Here is a 19,035-nt window from a genome sequence, read left to right on the forward strand (position 1 = left end):
AGCGGCCCGTGGTGACGCCGGGTGGGGGGAGGCCGGCCGTCGAGGCCAGCAGGGTGCACCAGCCGAGCAGGTGCGGGGCCAGGTCGGTGCTGAGCGGCGTCCAGGAGGCGCGGATCTCGATGTCGCCCGCGGCGGGCGGCCCGGCCAGCTCGCCGAAGCGGGTGGAGAGCGTCTGGGTGACCGTGCCGCCGATGGCCCGGTAACGGGCCTCCTGCGCGTCGAGGGCGTCGGTCAGCCAGGTCCAGCCCACCCCGGGCAGCAGCGGGTCGCTGGCCAGGTCGACCTCCAGCTCGGCGGTCACGTAGGTGACCAGCCGCAGGGTGCCCTGCCACGCCTCGTGCCCGGCCGGATCGTGCAGGAGGATGAGCCGCCCGGTGGCCACCTCGTCGTCCTCGCGGAGCACGCCGGCGGAGAGCGCGAACGCGTAGGGGGCCAGGCGCTGCGGTGCGCCGACCTCCTCCAGCACGATCTCGGGGCGGCAGGTCACCGATCGCAGCCCCGCGACCGCGCGGGCGAAGGTTTCCGGGAGCGCGATCGGGGGGGCCATGACGGCAGCCTATGCCGCCCCGCTCCGCCCGGTGTGACGGCACGCCGGGCGATCATCCCGATCATGTGGCCGGATCGCGTGAGAAGGGGACCCTTCTCTACCGCAGGCGTTAACAAGGGGCCCTTCCTTTCACGTCACAAAAGGTGGCGGTGGCGGCGGGGGGCGTCCGGGCGCGTGGCACGATTGCCGCGATGACCACCGACACCACGGGCACTGCCGCCCGAGACGGAGAACCCCGCCGCGGCGGGCCGGCCGACTCGCCCTTCGTACGCGCCTGCCGGCGCGAGCCGGGCCCGCACACCCCGGTCTGGTTCATGCGCCAGGCCGGCCGGTCGCTGCCGGAGTACCGCGACATCCGGGCCAACGTGCCGATGCTGGACTCGTGCCGCCGCCCCGAGTTGGTCCGGGAGATCACCCTCCAGCCGGTCCGCCGGCACGGCGTCGACGCGGCCATCCTGTTCAGCGACATCGTGGTGCCGGTGGCCGCCGCCGGGGTCGACCTGGACATCGTGCCCGGCACCGGCCCGGTGGTGGCCGAACCGGTCCGCACGGCCGCCGACGTCGAGCGGATCAACCCGATCGGCCGCGACGAGGTGTCCTACGTGGACGAGGCCGTGCGCCTGCTCGTCGCCGATCTGGGCGACACCCCGCTGATCGGCTTCGCGGGCGCGCCGTTCACCCTGGCCAGCTACCTGGTCGAGGGCGGGCCGTCGCGGACCCACGCCAAGACCAAGGCGCTCATGTACGGCGACCCGGACCTGTGGCACGCGCTGTGCACCCGGCTCGCCGAGGTGACGTTGGCGTTCCTGCGGGTGCAGGTCGACGCCGGGGTCTCCGCGGTGCAGCTCTTCGACTCCTGGGCCGGGGCGCTCTCCGAGGCGGACTACCGCCGCTACGTGCTGCCGCACTCGGCGTACGTGCTCGCCGGGCTGGCGGACGCGGGCGTGCCCCGCATCCACTTCGGGGTGGGCACCGCGGAGCTGCTCGCCGCGATGGGCGAGGCCGGCGCCGACGTGGTCGGCGTGGACTGGCGCACGCCGCTGGACGTCGCGACCCGCCGCATCGGCCCGGACCGGGCGGTGCAGGGCAACCTCGATCCGGCCGTGCTGCTCGCCCCCTGGCCGGTGGTGGAGGCCGCGGTGCGCCGCATCCTCGACGAGGGGCGGGCCGCCCCCGGTCACGTGTTCAACCTGGGGCACGGCGTGCTGCCGGAGACCGACCCCGAGGTGCTGACCCGGGTGGTGGCGCTGGTGCACGAGCTGTCCGCGCGGCCGGCCGCGTAAGGGAGGGACGACCATGGCGCGACCGTGGCGGGTGGCGATCGTCGGTGGCGGGATCACCGGGCTGGCCGCCGCCGTCCGCTTGCGCGACCGCGCCCCCGCCGGCACCGAGATCACCGTGTACGAGCAGTCCGGCCGCCTCGGCGGCAAGCTGCGCACCGGTGAGCTGGCCGGCGGGCCGGTCGAGTTCGGCGCCGAGTCGTTCCTGATGCGCGACCCGGCCGGCGGGGAGTCGGCCGTGGTGACCCTGGTCCGCCGGCTGGGCCTGGCCGACGCGATCGTGCACCCGAGCGTCGGGCAGGCGGCCCTGCTGGTCGACGGCGGGCTGCGCCCCGTCCCGGGCGGCACCCTGGTGGGCGTACCCGGGGATCTGGACCGGGTGGCGGCCGTGGCGCAGCCGGCCGCGGCGGCCGACCGGGACGGCGGCGCGCCGCTGCTCCCGCCGGACGCCGACGTGTCGGTCGGCGCGCTGGTCCGCGACCGGCTGGGCGACGAGGTGGTGGACCGGCTGGTCGACCCGATGCTCGGCGGCGTCTACGCCGGCCGGGCCGACGACCTCTCGCTGGTCACCACCATGCCGGCGCTGGCCCGGGCGGCCCGGGTCGAGCACACCCTGGTCGGGGCGGTCCGCGCCGCGCAGGCCGCCGCGCCCCGCGCCCCCGGCGCCCCGGTCTTCGGCACCCTGGCCGGCGGGCTGAGCACGCTGGTCGACGCGGCGGCGCGGGAGAGCGGCGCGACCGTCCGCCGGGACGCCGCGGTCCGCGAGCTGCACCGCACCCCGACCGGCTGGCGCCTCACCGTCGGCCCCACCCGCGATCCGGAGTTCGTGGAGGCCGACGCCGTGCTGCTCGCCGTGCCGGCCCGCCCGGCCGCCCGGCTGCTCGCCGGCCCGGCCGCCGAGGTGGCGGCGACCGTCGGCGGGCTGGACTACGCCAGCGTCGCACTGGTCACCATGGCCCTGCCCGAGCCGGAGCTGCCGGAGCTGTCCGGCTTCCTGGTGCCGGCCACCGAGGGGCTGCTCGTCAAGGCGTCCACCTTCTTCACCACGAAGTGGGGGCACCTGCGGCGGCCCGACGGGCTCGCCCTGGTGCGCGCCTCGGTGGGCCGGTACGGCGAGGAGGCCTCGCTCCAGCTCACCGACGACGACCTGGTCGCCACCGTGCACCGGGAGCTGTCGAAGGTGCTCGGCACGCCGCTGCCGGCCCCGGTGGCCCAGCACGTGCAGCGGTGGGGCGGGGCCCTGCCGCAGTACACCCCCGGCCACCTCGGCCGGGTCGCGGCGGCCCGGGCGGCCCTGCGGGCCGCCCACCCGACGCTGGCCCTGGCCGGTGCCGGCTACGACGGCGTCGGCATCCCGGTCTGCGTCCGCTCCGGCGAGACGGCGGCCGAAGAGATCATCACTGCACTGGGAGGATCGGCAGCATGACGGAGCAGACCAACGCGGCCCGGCTGCGGGAGCTCAACGACACCATCCGCTACACCATGTGGTCGGTCTACCGGGCCACCAGCCCCCTCCCGTCACTGCGCGAGAACGTCGTCGCCGAGGTCGAGTCGCTCTTCGAGGAGCTGGCCGGCAAGGACGTCACCGTCCGCGGCACGTACGACGTGGCGGGCCTGCGCGCCGACGCGGATCTGATGATCTGGTGGCACTCGTCGTCCAGCGACGCGCTCCAGGACGCCTACCTGCGGTTCCGGCGCACCACGCTGGGCCGTGCGCTGACCCCCGTCTGGTCGCAGATGGCGCTGCACCGGCCGGCCGAGTTCAACAAGAGCCACATCCCGGCGTTCCTGGCCAACGAGGAGCCGCGCGCCTACCTGTGCGTCTACCCGTTCGTCCGGTCGTACGAGTGGTACCTGCTGCCCGACGCCGAGCGGCGCGAGATGCTCGCCGAGCACGGCAAGATGGCCCGGGGCTACCCGGACGTGCGGGCCAACACGGTCGCCTCGTTCGCCCTCGGCGACTACGAGTGGATGCTCGCCTTCGAGGCCGACGAGCTGCACCGGATCGTCGACCTGATGCGCGACCTGCGGGCCTCCGGCGCCCGCCGGCACGTGCGCGAGGAGGTCCCCTTCTACACGGGCCGCCGCCGCTCGATCGCCGACTTCGTGACCTGCCTGGTCTGACCGGCGCCGAGGCCGGGGCCGCCGGCGCGACCCCGGCCGGCGGCGGTCAGGCGACCGTCGTGCAGGAGAGGATCCCGGGCACCGGGTTGCTTCCGCTCGACGAGCCGACGAAGCCGAACGAGGTGCTCGCCCCCGCGGCGAGGGTGCCGTTGTAGGCGACGTTGCGCGCCGTGACCAGCGTCCCGTTGGTGCTGACCGTGGCATTCCACGCCGAGCTGACCTGCTGGCCGTTGGCGTAGTTCCAGCTCACCGACCAGCCCCGGATCGGCGACCCGCCGTTGGTCACCTGCACCTCGGCCTGGAAGCCGCCGCCGAAGTCCACGTCACTGCACAGGTAGTAGGACTGGTCCAGGTGGCTGGCCTGCCAGATGGTGTAGACCACGTGCCGGCCGGATCGGCCCGGCGCGTTCGCCGGGACCTGGATCGACACGCCCTGGCTCTCCGGCGTCCACTGGCTGGCCGGGGTGTTGCCGACCTGGCCGACCAGTTCCAGGTCGCTCCAGCGCAGCGGCGTGGTCAGCGCGTTGTAGCCCTGCTTCGTCACGTACACCCGGATGTAGTCGGCGCCGTGGCTGGCCTGGTCGTACAGCTTGATCCGGAAGTTGGTGGTCACCGGCGAGGTCGTCCAGGCGCCGACCGTGTCGAGGGCGTTGTAGCGCCCGCTGGAGGTGCGCCCGCCGCTGCAGAGCTGGCCGTCCGGGATGGCCGCCTGGTGGTTGCCGGCGACGCCCTCCCGGAACAGGCCGTTCCAGTTCCACATGGCGTTCGGGTCGGCCTGCCAGGCCTGCCAGCACATCGGGTCCTGGGTGGCCATGGCGGGGTTCTGGAAGTCGCTGCCCCAGCGCTGCCAGCAGCCGTAGTTGCGGGACGCCGGGTCGACCACCGACCCGTGCGCCGAGGCCGGGCCGGACAGGGTGGTGGTGAGCAGCGCCGCGACGACCGCGCAGACGCTCAGGATCGCCGCCACGATCGGGACGCGGCGGCGGTGCGGAGTGGACATGGTGAGCCTCCGGGGTGGGGGTGTCGGTGCACGACGCCCGGACGGTGCGGGAGTTGCCCCCTCCCGCGGCTCGTGTGGCGGCTCCGCCTGGCAGGCTGCCACAGGAAAGCGGTATCGGTCAATGTCTGCTCACGCGGCGGCGCGGCCCTCCCGCCGCATCGGGGTGTGCGGGATGCCGTCCTCGACGTAGCCGGGGCCGCTGACCGCGAAGCCGTGGCCGGCGTAGAAGCCGACCAGGTGGGTCTGCGCGTCCAGCACGCACGGGCCGTCGCCCACCGCCGCCAGGGCCTCGGTCATGAGCGCGCCGGCCAGGCCCGCGCCGCGGGCCGCCGGCGCCACCACCACCCGCCCGATCCGCGCCACCCCGCCCGGGTCGGCCAGGATCCGCAGGTACGCCACCACGTCGCCGTCCCGGGTCAGCCAGAGGTGCCGGGTGCCGGGTTCGACGTCCCGGCCGTCCAGCTCCGGGTACGGGCAGGACTGCTCCACCACGAACACGTCGATGCGCAGCCGCAGCAGGTCGTGGAAGGTGCGCGCGTCCAGCTCGGCGAAGCCGGCCAGGTGGGACTCGGTAGGCATCCCGCGATGGTAGGCCCGCCCCCGGGAGTGCTCAGGCGGGGCGGGCGCCGACCGCGTCGCGCACCTCGGCGCCCTGCGAGCCCTCGACCGCGCGGGCGCAGTGCGCGCAGCAGAAGAAACGGCCGGAGACCTCGACCCCGTGGCCGACGATCTTCGTCTGGCAGTGCTCGCAGATGGGCGCCATCTTCTGGATGGCGCACTCGAAGGAGTCGAAGGTGTGCGTGGCCCCGTTGACCGTGCGCACCTCGAACGCCATCCAGTAGTCGTTGCCGCAGACCTCACAGGTAGCCATACGAAACCCCCCGAAAACGGACCCGTCATCCCAGGGTCGGCGAGCGGACACGTCCCGGCAACCGAAACGGGCGAACCTGATCCGGCTCGACGGCGAGTCGCCCCCGGCGTGTCGCGCGTTAGGCCTGGTGACCGCCCTCGAACCCCGGAGGATCCGTGATCAAGCGCAACAAACTCTTCGGCAACCAGACCCGGGTCACCTTCTGCCTGCCCCGGGACACCCCGCCCGGCACGGTCAGCGTCGTCGGCTGCTTCAACGACTGGCAGCCCGGCCGGCACGAGCTGGTCGCCCGCCGCGACGGCACCCGCACCGTGACAGTGCGGCTCGGCCCGGGCGAGCACCGGTTCCGCTACCTGGCCACCGGCGGCGTGTGGCTGGACGACGAGGCCGCCGACGCGGTCGACGAGCAGGGCAGCCGCCTGCTGCTCTGACCGGCCGGCGGCCGCGCGCCGTCAGCCCGTCGGCTCCAGCCGGACCGAGATCGAGTTCACGCAGTGCCGGGTGTCCTTCGGGGTGAAGCCCTCACCCTCGAAGACGTGCCCCAGGTGACTGTCGCAACGGGCGCAGCGGATCTCGACCCGCCGCATGCCGAGGGTGTTGTCGGGGATCTCCTTGACCGCACCGGGGATGGCGTCGTCGAAGCTCGGCCAGCCGCAGTGCGAGTCGAACTTGTCGTCGCTGCGGAACAGCTCCAGCCCGCAGGCCCGGCAGTGGTAGACGCCGGGGGTCTTGGTGTCGACGTACTCGCCGGTCCACGGCCGTTCGGTCCCGGCCTCGCGGAGCACCCGGAACTCCTCCGGGCTCAGCCGGACCCGCCACTCGTCCTCGGTGCGGGGCAGTTCATTGTCGGAAAGACTCACCGCTCAACGGTACGTCGGCCGTCGGTGGCATCGCATAGGGTCGCCCAATGGCTGGCAGCAAGGCCGCAGTCGAGGAGATCGAGGTCGCCGGGCACACCGTACGGCTGAGCAGCCCCGACCGGGTGATCTTCCCGCAGCGCGGTTTCACCAAGGCGGACGTCTTCCACTACTACCTGTCGGTCGGCGAGGGGATCATGCGGGCCCTGCGCGACCGGCCCACCACCCTGCAGCGCTTCCCGGAGGGCATCGAGGGGGAGGCGTTCTTCCAGAAGCGGGTGCCGGCCCGGGGCGTACCCCCGTGGGTGGCGACCGCGGAGATCAGCTTCCCCAGCGGCCGGAAGGCCGCCGAGCTGTGCCCGGCCGACCTGGCGCACGTGGCCTGGGCCGCGCAGATGGGCACCGTGGTGTTCCACCCGTGGCCGGTCCGTGCCGCCGACGTCGACCGCCCCGACGAGCTGCGCATCGACCTGGACCCGCAGCCCGGCACCGACTTCACCCACGCCGTCACCGCCGCCGGTGAGCTGCGCGGGCTGCTCGACGAGCTGGGCGTGACCGGCTGGCCGAAGACCTCCGGCGGCCGGGGCGTGCACGTCTACCTGCGCATCGAGCCGCGCTGGACGTTCGTCGAGGTGCGCCGGGCCACCATCGCGCTGGCCCGCGAGCTGGAACGGCGCCGCCCCGAGCTGGTCACCACCGCCTGGTGGAAGGAGGAGCGCGGCAGCCGGGTCTTCGTGGACTTCAACCAGATGGCCCGCGACCGCACCATCGCCTGCGCGTACTCGCTGCGGGCCAACGGGCGCGCCACCGTCTCCACCCCGGTCGACTGGGCCGAGCTGCCCGACGTCGACCCGGACGACTTCCACCTGGGCACCGTGCCCGCCCGGTTCGCCGAGCGGGGCGACCCGCACGCCGGCATCGACGACGCCCCGTGGGACATCACCCCGCTGCTGGAGTGGGCCGAGCGGGACGCCGCCGCCGGTCAGGGCGACATGCCCTACCCGCCGGAATACCCGAAGATGCCCGGCGAGCCGAAGCGGGTGCAGCCCTCCAAGGACCGCGACCGGCCGCGCGCCTGACCCGTCGGCCAGCCTCCGCCTCGGCCTGGCCGTGCGCCGGTCCGGCGCCGGCGGATAACGATCACGTAACGCGCGCGAACCTTTCCGGCCCCCCGACGGGTCTACCTGGGCGCGGCCCGCCGGGGCCAGGGGAGGACGTCGGATGAAGCTGGTGTGGAGGCGGGCAGTCGAGGCTCGTGGACTGCTGCTCGCCGCCGCTGTCGCGGCCCTTGTCGCGGTGGCGTTGGTCACCGGGCTCTCCGACTACAACCGCCGGGCGGTCGACGCCGGCGCCCGGGCGGTGCTGGACGCCGCCCCGGCCGAGGAGCGCAGCCTGCTGGTCAGCGGCTCCGGCGGGCAGGACGCCGCCGCCTACGCCGACCGGGACCGGGCGGTCCGCGCCCAGTTCGCCGACGGGCTCGGCGGCGTCCCGGTCTCCGTCGCCGCGGCCCGCTACGGCACCGGGCGGGAGCTGACCGGGGATCTCGGGCCGGCCCGCACCGACGACGACCCGATGTTCGCCAGCCTCGCCACGCTGGCCGACCTGCCGGCGCACGCCGAGCTGACCGGCGGGTCGTGGCCGGCGCCCGGCGCGTCGCCGTTGCAGGTCACCCTCCCGGAGAAGATCGCCGGCCAGCTCGGCCTGCGGGTCGGTGAGCGGGTGCCGCTCTACGACCGCAGCGCCGAGCGGGCGGGGGCCGTGGTGCTGGCCGGCACCTGGCGGCCCCGCGATCCGGCCGACGCGTACTGGCGTCTCGCCCCGGGCGTGGGTGACAGCCAGGGCGACGCGACGAGCGACTCGTACGGGCCGTTCGCGCTGGACCCGGCCGACTTCGCGCGCACCTTTCCGGGTTCGACCTCGGGCTCCTGGCTGGTCGCCCCCGACCTCGCCGTCGTCGAGCCGAGCCGGCTGACCGGGGTCACGGCGGCCCTCGCCACCGTCGTCGAGGAGATCCCGGACGCGACCGGCCTCGGCTCCTCCACGCAGACCGTGAGCCACCTGGACCGGCTGGTCGACCGGCTCGGCCGGGCGGACCTGGTGGGCCGGTCCGCCCTGCTCACCCCGCTGCTGCTGATCGTGGTGCTCGGCGGGTACGCGCTGGTGCTGGTCGCCGCGCTGCTGAACGAGGACCGTCGCGGGCAGACCGCGCTGCTGCGCGCCCGTGGCGCCGCCCGCGGCCAGCTCGCCGGCCTCGCCGTACGCGAGGCGGCCCTGGTGGTGGCCCCGGCCGTGCTGCTCGCTCCCGCGCTGACCGGTCAGGCCGTGCACCGCCTCGGCGGGGACCTGCGGCTGGCCGACGGAGGGGTGGCCCGGATCTGGCTGGTCGCCGTCGCCGCCGCGGTCGGCTGCCTGCTCGCCATGGTGCTGCCGGCGCTGCGCCGGGCCGGCACCTACGTCGCGGACATGGCCGCCCGCTCCCGTCCCAACCGGGGCGCGGCCGTGCAGCGGGCCAGCGTCGACGTGGCCCTGGTCGCGTTGGCCGTGCTCGCCTGGACCCAGTTGCGGCAGTACTCCTCGCCGCTGGCCGGGGCCGGCGGGCGGCTCGGCATCGACCCGCTGCTCGCCGCCGCGCCCATCATCGGCGTGCTGGCCGGCGCGGTGATCGCGCTGCGGCTGCTGCCCCCGGCCACCCGGGTGGCGGAACGCTTCGTCGACCGGCGGCCGTGGACGGCCACCATGTTCGGCATGTGGCAGGCCGGCCGCCGCCCGCACGCCGGTCCGGTGCTGCTGCTCGCCCTCGCCGTCGGCGGCAGCACCCTGGCCTGGTCGCTGGTCGCGTCCTGGGAACGGTCGCAGACCGACCAGGCCCGGCACACCGTCGGCGCGGACCTGCGGCTGGTCGAGCGGAACGGCGCCGCGCCCACCGACCGGGCCGGCCGGTTGGCCGCCACGGCCGGGCTGGACCGGGTGCTGCCGGCCTGGCGGGACGAGGTCCGCCTCGGCCGCGACGACCGGTCGGCCAGCGTGGTGAGTCTCGACGCGGCCGCCGCGACCGGGGTGCTCACCCTCGACGACGCGGCCGGCGGCGCGTCCACCGCGGCTCTGCTGGACCGGCTGGTCAAGGGGCGGGCCGCGCCCGCCGGGGCGGTCCTGCCGGCCGGCGCGCACACCCTCGCCGGCACCGTCCGCGCCCCCGTCGACACCCCGTTCGCGAACCCGCAACTGACCGTGTCCGCGTTGCTCACCACCGACGCCGGCGCCGCCTGGCGGGTGCCGCTGGGCAGCGCCGGCGGCGACGGTCGCCCGGTGCGCTTCGCGGTGCCGCTGCCGGAGACCGGCGGCGCCCCGCTGCGGCTGGGCGGGTTCGAGGCCGACGGCGGTGCCGCGGTCGGCTTCACCTACCGGCTGAAGATCGACGGGTTGCGGCTCACCGACGCCGCCGGGACGGCCCTGCCGCTGCCGCTCGACGGGAACTGGCGGGTCACCGACACCGCGCAGGGCCCGCACGACCCGGCCCGGGTCGCCCCGACGGCCGTGGACGCCACCCACAAGATCGACCTGCCGGACGGGGCCCTGGAGTTCGCCCGCCAGCCCTCCTCCCGGTTCGCCGTGGTGCCCGCCGTCGACGATCCGCCGGTGCCCGCCCTGGTCACCCCCGGCGCCGCGGCGGCGCTGAACATCCGCACCGGCGACACCGTGCCCCTGCAGCTGTCCGGGGTGTCGCTGCCGGTGAAGGTGGTCGGCCAGGTGACCGCCCTGCCCGGCACCGCCGGCGACGGCGTGCTGCTCGACCTGCCCGCCGCCACCAACCTGCTGCTCCGCCAGCAGGGCACCATCCGGCCGGTGGCCGAGTGGTGGCTGCGCACCGACGCCGGCGGGCACGCTGCTGCGGCGGAGCAGCTGGCCGGGTTCCCCGGCACCACACTGCTCGACCGGCGGCAGGTCGCCGCCGAGGCGGCCCACGACCCGTACTGGCGGGGCGCCCGCACCGGCCTGCTCGCCGCCGCGCTCGGCTCCGTGCTGCTCGCCCTGGTGGGCCTGGCCGTGGACGTCTGGGCCACCACCCGGCACCGGCTCGCCGAGTTCGCCGTGCTGCACACGCTCGGCGCGAACGCCCGGCTCCTGGCCCGCGCGCTCCTCGCCGAGCAGGCGTTCCTGGCCGGCATCGGTGTCGGCGTCGGGCTGCTGGTCGGGGCTGGCGTCGCGGCCACCATGGTGCCGTTGGTGATCCTCACCCCGGCCGCCGGCCGGCCGGTGCCCGAGGCGGTGTTCACGGTGCCGTGGTCGCCCGTCGGGCTGACCGCCGTCGGGCTGCTGCTGGCCGCGCTGGCCTTCGCCGCCCTCATCACCACCGGCATCCGCCGTCGGGTGGCCGCCGCACAGCTCCGGATCGGGGGAGAACGATGAGTCCGTCAGGTGCGCCGCGGCGGGTCCGGGCGTACGGGGGGCACTTCCTGCTGCTCGCCGTCCTGACCCTGGTCACCGCGCTGCTGATCACCGCGTTGCCCCGGGTCGTCGACCGGCTCACCGGGCAGGGGCTGCGCGAACACGTGGCCGGCCAGCCGGTGGCCCGGCGCGACCTGACGTACAGCACCGAGCAGATGATCGTGCCCCGGACCGCCTCCCGGGTCGCCGCCACCCGCGCCGCCGAGCTGGCCACCGTCGAGGCGCGGATGCCCCCGGCCGTGCGGCAGGTCATCGGCGAGCGGTGGTACGCCGCGGAGACCGGGTTCACGCGGTTGACCGGGCCGACGCTCACCGCCGACAAGGGCCTGATCGACGTCAGCCTGCGCACCATGACCGGCCTGCCCAAGGCGGCCACCCTGGTCGACGGGCGCTGGCCGGCCGCCGGCACCGGTGCCGGCGGCGCGATCGAGATGGCCTTCGCCGACGCCGTGGCCGGCCCGCTCGGGATCCGCGCCGGCAGCACCTTCGCCCTGTCCATCCTCGACGAACGCGGCAAGCCGGTACGCAGCATCAGGGTGGCCCTGGTCGGCGTGTTCCGGCCCACGGACCCGCACGGGGGGACCTGGGACGCGCTGCCGTCGATGCTGCGGCTCGCCGCGCCCACGGGCGACGGGAAGCCGTTCCTGTCCGTCGCGTACACCTCCGACGCCGGCTTCGACGCGGCCGCGACCTCCGGCTGGCCGGTCAGCTTCAGCTGGCGCTACCGGGTGGCCCCCGACCGGTTCAGCCCGGGACAGCTGTCCGCCGCGGTCGACGGGCTCGCCGCGATGGAGCGGACCCGGCCCGCCGGGCTCACCCTGACCCAGGGCGTCGACATCCCCCTGCGCCGCTTCGCCGAGTCGCTCGCCGCCGCCCGTACGCTGCTCGCCGTCATCGCGGCCGGGCTGCTCGCCACCCTGGCCGGCCTGATCCTGCTGGCCGCCCGCCTCGCCGCGCGCCGCCGCCAGAACGAGTACGCGCTGCTGCGTGCCCGGGGCGGGGCGACGACCGCGGTGCTGGGTCGCGGCCTCGCCGAGTCGCTGCTGGTGCTGCCCCTCGCCGCCGGCGTGGGCTGGCTGCTCGGCGGGCTGGTCCCCGGTGGGGGTGCCGAGCTGCGCTGGGTGCTGCTCGCCACGCTGCTGGCCACCCTGGTCCCGCCGCTCGCCGCGCTCGCCGCCGGCCGCGGCGGTGACGGCCGGACCGACCTGGTCGGCGCCCGGTCCCCGGCCGTGCGGCTCACCGTCGAGGTGACCGTGCTGGCGGTCGCCGCGCTCGGCGCGTTCCTGGTGCGCCGGCGGGGCCTCACCCTCGACGGGACGGTGGACCCGCTGCTCGTCTCGGTGCCGGTGCTGCTGGCCGTCGCCGCGGCGCTGGTCGCGCTGCGCGCCTACCCGTGGCCGTTGCGGCTGCTCAGCCGGTTCGCCGCCCGGGCGCGGGGGAGCGTCGCGTTCCTCGGCACGGCCCGCGCCGGCCGGGCCGCCACCACCGGCCCGCTGGTCGTGGTGGTGCTGTCCGTGGCGACCGCCGCGTTCTGCGGGGTGGTCGCCACCGGCATCGAGAACGGCCGGGACCGGGCCGCCGCGGCCGCCGTGCCCGGGGACGTCCGGGTCGACGGCGACCGGTTCGCCCCGGACACCACCGACGCGCTCGCCGCGCTGCCCGGCGTCCGCGCCGTCACCCCGCTGCTGGTGGAGGCCGGCCAGCGCCCGTACGCCGACCGGGCCGGCCGGTTCGGCGGGGTCGGGGACACCCGGGTGCTGCTGGTCGACGGGGCCCGGTTCGCCGAGGTGGCCCGCCGCACGGGCGTCCCGGTGACCGTCCCCGACCCGCTGCGCGCCACCGGCGACGGCACCGCCCCGCTGCCGGCGCTCGTCTCCCGGGCGCTCGCCGACGAGTTCACCGACGCCGGGCTGGCCGACCCGGCCGGCAAGCGCCCCGCCTGGCTGGACGTGCAGGGCAACCGGTTTCCCGTGCGCACCGCCGCGACCGTCGACGAGTTCCCGCTGGTCGACCGGGGCGTGACCCGGTTCGTGGTGTTGCCCTGGCCGGCGCTGCCGGCGGACGCCCTGCACCCCCTCGCGCCCACCGGCTTCCTGCTGGCCGGTGACCGGGTCGACCCGGCCGCGGTGGCCCGGGCGGCCACCGAGGGCCAGGAGCGGTACCAGCGCAGCGGCGTGGTGGTCGGCGGGGAGCGGCCCACCCAGCCGACCGTCACCACCCGGTCGGCGGTCCGCGCCGAACTGGGCGGCAGCGGCGTGAACGGGCTGCTGGTCTTCGGCTTCACCATCGGCGCGGCCGGCGGCGCCGTGCTGGGCCTGCTCGCGCTGGCCTTCGCCGTGCTGGCCGGGGCGCGCGGCCGCGGGCAGGTGCTGTCCCGGCTGCGCACCATGGGCCTGTCCCGCCGGCAGTGGCGCGGGTTGCTGCTGGTGGAGCTGACCCCGCTCGTGCTGGTCTCCGTGCTCACCGGCGCGGTGGTCGGCGCGCTGCTGCCGGTGCTGCTCACCCCCGTGCTCGGCCTGCCCGCCTTCACCGGCGGGGTGGCCGTGCGGGCACGTTTCGAACCCGGCCTGGTGGCCGGGGTGCTGGGCCTCGCCGTGCTGGCCCTCGGCTTCGCCGTCGCCGTCGAAACCCTGAACAACCGTCGGATGCGCCTCGGCGAGGTGCTCCGGCTCGGAGAGGAGAGCTGAGTTGACCGCGATCGCCGAGGCTTCAGCAGTACCGGACCTGGCTGCCCTTCAGCAGCGTGCCGCGGAGCGTGCCGCCGAACGGGCCGGCGGCCGGGACCGGCTGCGCGGGCACATCGTCTGCGACGGGCTGGTCCGCATCTTCAAGACCGAAGGGGTGGAGGTCGTCGCCCTCCAGGGCCTCGACCTGGTCATCGACCGGGGTGAGCTGGTGGCGATCGTCGGCGCCTCCGGGTCCGGCAAGTCCACCCTGCTGAACATCCTCTCCGGGCTGGACACCCCGACCGCCGGCATCGCCCGGGTCGCCGAGTACGACCTGCTCGCCCTGTCGAACCGGCGCCGGCTCGCCTACCGCCGCCAGATGGTCGGCTTCGTCTGGCAGCAGACCGGCCGGAACCTGCTGCCGTACCTGACCGCGTTGGAGAACGTCGAGCTGCCGATGAAGCTGGCCGGTGGCCGCTCCCGGCGGGCGCGGCGGGAACGGGCCCGCGAGTTGCTCGACATGGTCGGGGTCGGCTACTGCGCGGACCGCCGGCCGGGTCAGCTCAGCGGCGGCGAGCAGCAGCGCTGCGCGGTGGCCGTGGCGGTGGCCAACGACCCGGAGGTGCTCTTCGCCGACGAGCCGACCGGCGAGCTGGACGAGGCCACGGGCGCCGAGGTCTTCGCCGCGCTGCGCACCATCAACGCGGAGCTGGGCGTCACCATCGTGGTGGTCACCCACGACCAGGCCGTGGCCGGCCAGGTCCGCCGCACGGTCGCCATCCGCGACGGGCGGACCTCCTCCGAGGTACGCCGCACCGCCCGCGTCGCCGCCGACGGCAGCACCGAACTGGTCAGCGAGGAGTACGCGGTGCTCGACCGGACCGGCCGCATGCAGCTGCCGGCGTCCTTCGTGGACAGCCTGTCCCTGCGCGACCGGGTCCGGCTCAACCTGGAACCCGACCACGTGGAGGTGCGGCCGGGCGACCGGGCGCACGCCGAGGAGAGTGAGTGATGACCGAGCAGCTGACCGTGGCGCCGGCCCGCGTCGCCGTCGACGAGGTGGTCCGGGTCGAGGGGGTGAGCCGCACCTTCGGGCGGGGCGAGCACGCGGTCCACGCCGTGCGGGACGTCTCCTTCGTGGCCGGCCGGGGTGAGCTCGTCGCGGTCCGGGGCCGCTCGGGTGCCGGCAAGACCACCCTGCTGAACCTGGTCGGCGGGCTGGACCGCCCGGACAGCGGGCGGGTGCGGGTGGCCGGGCACGAGGTCACGACCGCGAGCGAGCGGGAGCTGCTGGAGCTGCGCCGGGGCACCGTCGGGTTCATCTTCCAGACCTTCGGCCTGGTGCCGATCCTGTCGGCGGCGGAGAACGTCGGGGTGCCGCTGCGGCTGGCGAAGGTGCCGGCCGCCGAGCGGGAGCAGCGGGTGGCCGTGCTGCTGGAGCTGGTCGGTCTGGGCGGGCACGCCGCGCAGCGCCCGTACGAGCTGTCGGGTGGCCAGCAGCAGCGGGTGGCGGTGGCCCGGGCGCTGGCCAACGAGCCGGACCTGCTCATCGCGGACGAGCCGACCGGCCAGCTCGACTCGGAGACCGGCCGGTCCATCATGGACCTGCTTCGCGCCGTGGTGCACGCTCGCGGCATGACCGCCCTGGTCGCCACCCACGACCCGGCCCTGATCGACATGGCCGACCGCACCCTGACCCTCCGCGACGGCCGCCTCCTCCCGGACTGACCCGCCAGGCCCGCCCCCGCTCCGGTGATCATGAAGTTGTTGTCGCGACACGCCGCGCCGGCTGGCGACAACTTCATGATCACCGCGTGGGGGAGTGGCGGCGGTGGTAGGACCAGGCCAGCGCCAGGAGGAGGGGGCCCCACAGGAGGAGGGGGGCGTAGCAGGCCAGCAGGAGGGCGAAGCCGGCCGGGGTGAAGTTGAGGTCGTTGCCGTTGGCGGGGAGGCCCCAGGCGGCGTACGCCCAGATGAGGGTAAGTGCGACGGCGCCGGTGGTGGCGACGGTGACCGCGAACGGCGGCGGCACCCGCCGGCCGCCGACCAGCGGCAGCCACCCCGGGAACACCTCGCCCCACGGGCGGACCAGGCCGAGCGACAGCAAGGCCAGCCCCTCGGAGACCAGGCTCAGCGAGACGATGTAGACGCTCTCGCCGGGGCCCGGGTCGACCGGGCTGCCGATCGGCAGGCCGGCGACCAGGGCGATCCGCCACAGCCCGGAGGGCAGGACGAGCAGCGGGATCAGGTGGGCGGCGCGGACCGCCCAGCCCGGCGCGCGACGGGCGTCGCGGAGGTGGGCGGTACGGGACGCGGTGTCGCTGGTCATGGGGCCTCCCCGGTGGTGGAAACTGCCCCTCCAGCCTGCCGGCCGGTCCGGCGACGGAACTCCCCGCGACCGGGGAGTCAGCTCCCCCGGCCGGGGGAGGGATCGTCCGGCAGCGCTCCCGCCAGCGGGATGAGCAGGCAGCCGAGCAGGACCAGCAGCGTTCCGGCGGCGGGGCGGGTCGACACCATGTCGTCCTCGAGCCGGTACGGGTCGGTGGCGGAGAGGTACCACCACACCGCGGTGAGGGCGCCGCCGACGAGCACGGTCGAGATCAGCAGCCCGCGACTGACATCGCGCCACAGCGAGCGGGACGGGCCGATCCGGACCAGTGCCACCACGGCGACCAGCCCGCACACCAGCGCCCACGGCAGCGCGAGCCACAGCATCTGCGAGCCGGGGTCCAGCGCGACCCGGTCCGGGTAGACGGTGCGCCAGGCCGGCAGCGCCCCCGCGGTGAGGACCGCGAGGAGGCCGGCGCCGAGCAGGGCGGCGCCGACCCGCCGTCGGCGGGACCGGGGAGCACCGGATGCGGCCATCGCCGCCAAGCTACCCCGTCAGAGGGCCAGCTTCATGCCCTCGTGGCTGGCCACGAAGCCGAGGTGACGGTAGAAGCGGTGGGCGTCGGCGCGGCTCTTGTCGGTGGTGAGCTGCACCAGCGCGCAGCCCCGCTCCCGGGCCCGGTCGATCGCCCACACCATCATGTCCCGGCCCAGCCCCCGGCCGCGCAGGTCGGAGCGGACCCGGACCGACTCGATGAGGGACCGCTCGGCGCCGTGCCGGCCCAGCCCCGGGATGTAGGTGATCTGCATGCAGCCGACCAGTTCGCCGCCGGTCTCCGCGACGACCAGGTGGTTGCGCGGGTCGGCGTCGATGGCGGCGAACGCCCGCTCGTACGCCTCGTCCACCTCGGTGAAGTCGCGGGCCTTGCCCAGCACGTCGTCGGCGAGCAGGGCGATGACGGCGGGCAGATCGGCCCGGACGGCCTCCCGGAAGATCACGTCGGTCATGCCGGGCAGCCTCGCACAGTCACGCCCGACGATGCGGTCGCCTCGGTTGCCGGCACCGGGCAGCATGTGCGCCATGGACGCCCTGCTGTTGCCGTTCCGGTGGATCTACCGGGGTCTGGTCTGGTTCGCCAACTCGCCGCGCACGCTGATCACCTCGTACCTGCTCATGATCATGGTGGCCGGCGTGCTCTACAGCCAGGCCGAGCACAAGAACGCGGCCGACTCGATCTGGTGGGCCGTGGTGACCGCCTCCACGGTCGGCTACGGCGACATCTCCCCGACCTCGTTCGCCGGGCGCTTCCTCGCCGCGCTGCTCATCTCCACCATGGTGCTGCTGGTCATCCCGCTGATCACCGCACACTTCGCCAGCCGGCTGATCGTGGACGACGACGCCTTCGAGCACGCCGAGCAGGAGGAGCTGAAGGCCGACGTGCGGCGGCTGCGGGCCCTCGTGGAGGAGATGGCCGCCCGGCAGGGCATCGAGGTGCCCGAGCTGGAGCGACCCGAGCCGGTCAACCCGGCCCCGCCCTGGGAACGGCGGCGCCGGCGCCGCCGGACCCGGTGACCACGGCCGGCGGTCAGGGCCGGTCGAGCCAGGTACGCAGCGCCCACCACCAGCGGACGGTGTCCGGCACCGGGCACCGCGCGCCCTCCTCGACCGGCGGCCCGCCGGTGAGCTCCCGCAGCCGGCGCAGCCGGTAGCGCACGGTGTTCGGGTGGACGTGCAGCGCAGCGCCGGTCTGGTCCAGCCGCTGGCCGTGGTCCAGCCAGGCCAGCGCGGTCGTGGCCAGCTCCCGGTGGAACTCGTCGGCCGGGTCGAGGCCGCCGAGCAGCGCGCCCCGGAGCAGCTCGGCGAGGGCCGGCTGGGCGGCCAGCGCGGTCGGGACGGCGAGGTCCGTCACCAGGTGCAGGCCGTGCAGCCGCCGGTGCGCCGCCGTGTGCAGGGCGGCCAGGCAGAGCGCGTACATGGCCGGGGTCCGGTCCAGCGGCCGGACCGGGGCGACCACCACCAGCAGGTCGACCGGGCCGGCGGCCGGCAGCCGGGGGGTGAGACCGGCCAGCCGGTCCTCGACCGTGCCCAGCACGCCGCCGCACCCGGAGAAGTGGCGGTGCAGCGCGTGTGCCCGGACCGGGTCGGGCTGCTCGGCGACGAGGCAGTGGTAACGCCCGTCGGCGCGTAGCCCGAACCGGGCCAGCTCCGCCGGCGGCACGCCCGCCGGCCCGCCGAGCAGCAGCCGGCGCAGCAGCCGGGCGCGGGCCGGCGCGCCCGTGGAGGCCAGCTCCCGCTCGGCCGCCCGGTGACCGTCGACCACCGCGCGTTCCACGGCCGCCGCGTACCGGCCGATGGTGAGCAGCCCCTCCAGCAGCACCTCGTCGGGGATCCCCGCCGCCCGCCCGTGCCGGACCACCAGCTCCACCGCCCGGTCCCGGCCGGCCTGCACGCCGCACAGCAGCCCGGCCACGGAGACGCCCTGCGCCGCCCGGTCGGCGCCCAGCCGGCGCGCCTCGGTGAAGTCGCGCTCACCCGGGTCCTCCCGCCGCTCCAGCGCGCCGAGCCCGCTGGTGAGCAGGAGGACGACCTGGCGGTGGACCTCCGCCGTGGGGAGCCGGGCCACCTCGGGCGAGTGCGCGCGGGCGGCCCGGACCACCTCCTCGACGGCGACCGGGTCGGCGGCCAGGTCGCGCAGCAGCGCCCCGAAGGAGGGTGCGCTTCCGGTCCGGGTCATCGGCGTCCGCCGCCTCCCGTTGTCGTCGCGGCACAACCGGGCCGGCCGGGTGTTGGCGTCCGGAACCTATCGGGTGCGGCCGGCGGGTTGCTCTCCTGATTGTTACCGCAAGGTAACACCGCCCGGCGCACAGAGGAATGTCGATGCCGCAACCGGCCACCAGGAGGCGTCCATGACCCCC

Annotated in this window: 19 protein-coding genes; 10 read left to right on the forward strand and 9 right to left on the reverse strand. The window is 75.7% G+C overall.

Going from position 1 to position 19,035, the window contains the following annotated elements:
* Nucleotides 1-547: DUF3000 domain-containing protein (locus F8274_RS21335; RefSeq protein ID WP_151464145.1), on the reverse strand; the 547-nt coding region annotated here is incomplete at its 3' end.
* A 191-nt stretch (nt 548-738) separates the two neighbouring features.
* Between F8274_RS21335 and hemE the strand changes: the two genes are divergently transcribed.
* From hemE to hemQ, 3 genes are read left to right on the forward strand one after another with little or no spacing between them, the layout of a single operon-like run.
* The gene (hemE, locus tag F8274_RS21340; protein ID WP_151464146.1) at nt 739-1,830 is read left to right on the forward strand and encodes a uroporphyrinogen decarboxylase; all 1,092 of its coding nucleotides are present in this window, start codon (nt 739-741) and stop codon (nt 1,828-1,830) included.
* A 13-nt stretch (nt 1,831-1,843) separates the two neighbouring features.
* Nucleotides 1,844-3,253: a protoporphyrinogen oxidase gene (gene hemG, locus F8274_RS21345; protein ID WP_151464147.1), complete on the forward strand. Its 1,410-nt coding sequence runs from the start codon at nt 1,844-1,846 to the stop codon at nt 3,251-3,253.
* Complete coding sequence (hemQ, locus tag F8274_RS21350; RefSeq protein WP_151464148.1) at nt 3,250-3,951, forward strand: hydrogen peroxide-dependent heme synthase; 702 nt, start codon at nt 3,250-3,252, stop codon at nt 3,949-3,951. Before hemG ends, hemQ begins: the two co-directional genes overlap by 4 nt.
* A 46-nt stretch (nt 3,952-3,997) precedes the next feature.
* Here hemQ and F8274_RS21355 read toward each other — a convergent pair whose 3' ends face one another.
* The 3 genes from F8274_RS21355 to F8274_RS21365 form a co-directional block, all read right to left on the reverse strand.
* Nucleotides 3,998-4,951: a lytic polysaccharide monooxygenase gene (locus tag F8274_RS21355; protein ID WP_151464149.1), complete on the reverse strand. Its 954-nt coding sequence runs from the start codon at nt 4,949-4,951 to the stop codon at nt 3,998-4,000.
* A 129-nt stretch (nt 4,952-5,080) separates the two neighbouring features.
* Nucleotides 5,081-5,530: a GNAT family N-acetyltransferase gene (locus F8274_RS21360; protein WP_151464150.1), complete on the reverse strand. Its 450-nt coding sequence runs from the start codon at nt 5,528-5,530 to the stop codon at nt 5,081-5,083.
* 31 nt (nt 5,531-5,561) lie between these two features.
* Nucleotides 5,562-5,822 carry a Prokaryotic metallothionein gene (locus F8274_RS21365; RefSeq protein WP_091269340.1) on the reverse strand — a complete coding sequence of 87 codons (261 nt, stop codon included), beginning with the start codon at nt 5,820-5,822 and terminating at the stop codon, nt 5,562-5,564.
* A gap of 155 nt (nt 5,823-5,977) precedes the next feature.
* Between F8274_RS21365 and F8274_RS21370 the strand changes: the two genes are divergently transcribed.
* Nucleotides 5,978-6,253, forward strand: coding sequence for an isoamylase early set domain-containing protein (locus tag F8274_RS21370; RefSeq protein ID WP_091311703.1), 276 nt, complete (start codon nt 5,978-5,980; stop codon nt 6,251-6,253).
* A 21-nt stretch (nt 6,254-6,274) separates the two neighbouring features.
* Here F8274_RS21370 and msrB read toward each other — a convergent pair whose 3' ends face one another.
* Nucleotides 6,275-6,682 (reverse strand): peptide-methionine (R)-S-oxide reductase MsrB, encoded by a 408-nt coding sequence (gene msrB, locus F8274_RS21375; RefSeq protein ID WP_151464151.1) that lies wholly within the window; start codon nt 6,680-6,682, stop codon nt 6,275-6,277.
* A gap of 47 nt (nt 6,683-6,729) precedes the next feature.
* On the opposite strand from msrB, the gene ligD reads away from it, so the two are divergent.
* The 5 genes from ligD to F8274_RS21400 all read left to right on the forward strand — a co-directional run bounded on the left by ligD (nt 6,730) and on the right by F8274_RS21400 (nt 15,519).
* Complete coding sequence (gene ligD, locus F8274_RS21380) at nt 6,730-7,758, forward strand: non-homologous end-joining DNA ligase (RefSeq protein ID WP_151464152.1); 1,029 nt, start codon at nt 6,730-6,732, stop codon at nt 7,756-7,758.
* A 142-nt stretch (nt 7,759-7,900) separates the two neighbouring features.
* Nucleotides 7,901-11,086, forward strand: coding sequence for an FtsX-like permease family protein (locus F8274_RS21385; RefSeq protein ID WP_151464153.1), 3,186 nt, complete (start codon nt 7,901-7,903; stop codon nt 11,084-11,086).
* The gene (locus F8274_RS31315) at nt 11,083-13,812 is read left to right on the forward strand and encodes an FtsX-like permease family protein (protein ID WP_192579917.1); all 2,730 of its coding nucleotides are present in this window, start codon (nt 11,083-11,085) and stop codon (nt 13,810-13,812) included. Before F8274_RS21385 ends, F8274_RS31315 begins: the two co-directional genes overlap by 4 nt.
* A 1-nt stretch (nt 13,813) precedes the next feature.
* Nucleotides 13,814-14,803: an ABC transporter ATP-binding protein gene (locus F8274_RS21395; protein ID WP_151464154.1), complete on the forward strand. Its 990-nt coding sequence runs from the start codon at nt 13,814-13,816 to the stop codon at nt 14,801-14,803.
* Entirely contained in the window at nt 14,803-15,519 is a 717-nt protein-coding gene (locus tag F8274_RS21400; RefSeq protein WP_151464155.1) for an ABC transporter ATP-binding protein, read from the forward strand. The genes F8274_RS21395 and F8274_RS21400 overlap by 1 nt, the downstream gene beginning before the upstream one ends.
* A 79-nt stretch (nt 15,520-15,598) precedes the next feature.
* On the opposite strand, the gene F8274_RS21405 is transcribed toward F8274_RS21400, so the two are convergent.
* From F8274_RS21405 to F8274_RS21415, 3 genes are all read right to left on the reverse strand, one after another.
* Nucleotides 15,599-16,120, reverse strand: a complete 522-nt coding sequence (locus F8274_RS21405) for a hypothetical protein (RefSeq protein ID WP_151464156.1) — start codon at nt 16,118-16,120, stop codon at nt 15,599-15,601.
* Between the two features lie 77 nt (nt 16,121-16,197).
* Nucleotides 16,198-16,656: a hypothetical protein gene (locus tag F8274_RS21410; protein ID WP_151464157.1), complete on the reverse strand. Its 459-nt coding sequence runs from the start codon at nt 16,654-16,656 to the stop codon at nt 16,198-16,200.
* An 18-nt stretch (nt 16,657-16,674) separates the two neighbouring features.
* Nucleotides 16,675-17,127, reverse strand: coding sequence for a GNAT family N-acetyltransferase (locus F8274_RS21415; RefSeq protein WP_151464158.1), 453 nt, complete (start codon nt 17,125-17,127; stop codon nt 16,675-16,677).
* Between the two features lie 73 nt (nt 17,128-17,200).
* Here F8274_RS21415 and F8274_RS21420 point away from each other — a divergent pair, with 73 nt between their 5' ends.
* Nucleotides 17,201-17,692, forward strand: a complete 492-nt coding sequence (locus tag F8274_RS21420; protein WP_151464159.1) for a potassium channel family protein — start codon at nt 17,201-17,203, stop codon at nt 17,690-17,692.
* Nucleotides 17,693-17,705: 13 nt separating this feature from the next.
* Here the strand turns inward: F8274_RS21420 and F8274_RS21425 are convergent, their stop codons facing one another.
* On the reverse strand, nt 17,706-18,854 hold the full coding sequence (locus tag F8274_RS21425; RefSeq protein WP_151464160.1) for a helix-turn-helix domain-containing protein: 1,149 nt from the start codon (nt 18,852-18,854) through the stop codon (nt 17,706-17,708).
* Nucleotides 18,855-19,035: the final 181 nt, after the last annotated feature.

Origin of the sequence: Micromonospora sp. AMSO31t (genome assembly GCF_008868175.1) — a bacterium.
Lineage (GTDB): Bacteria > Actinomycetota > Actinomycetes > Mycobacteriales > Micromonosporaceae > Micromonospora.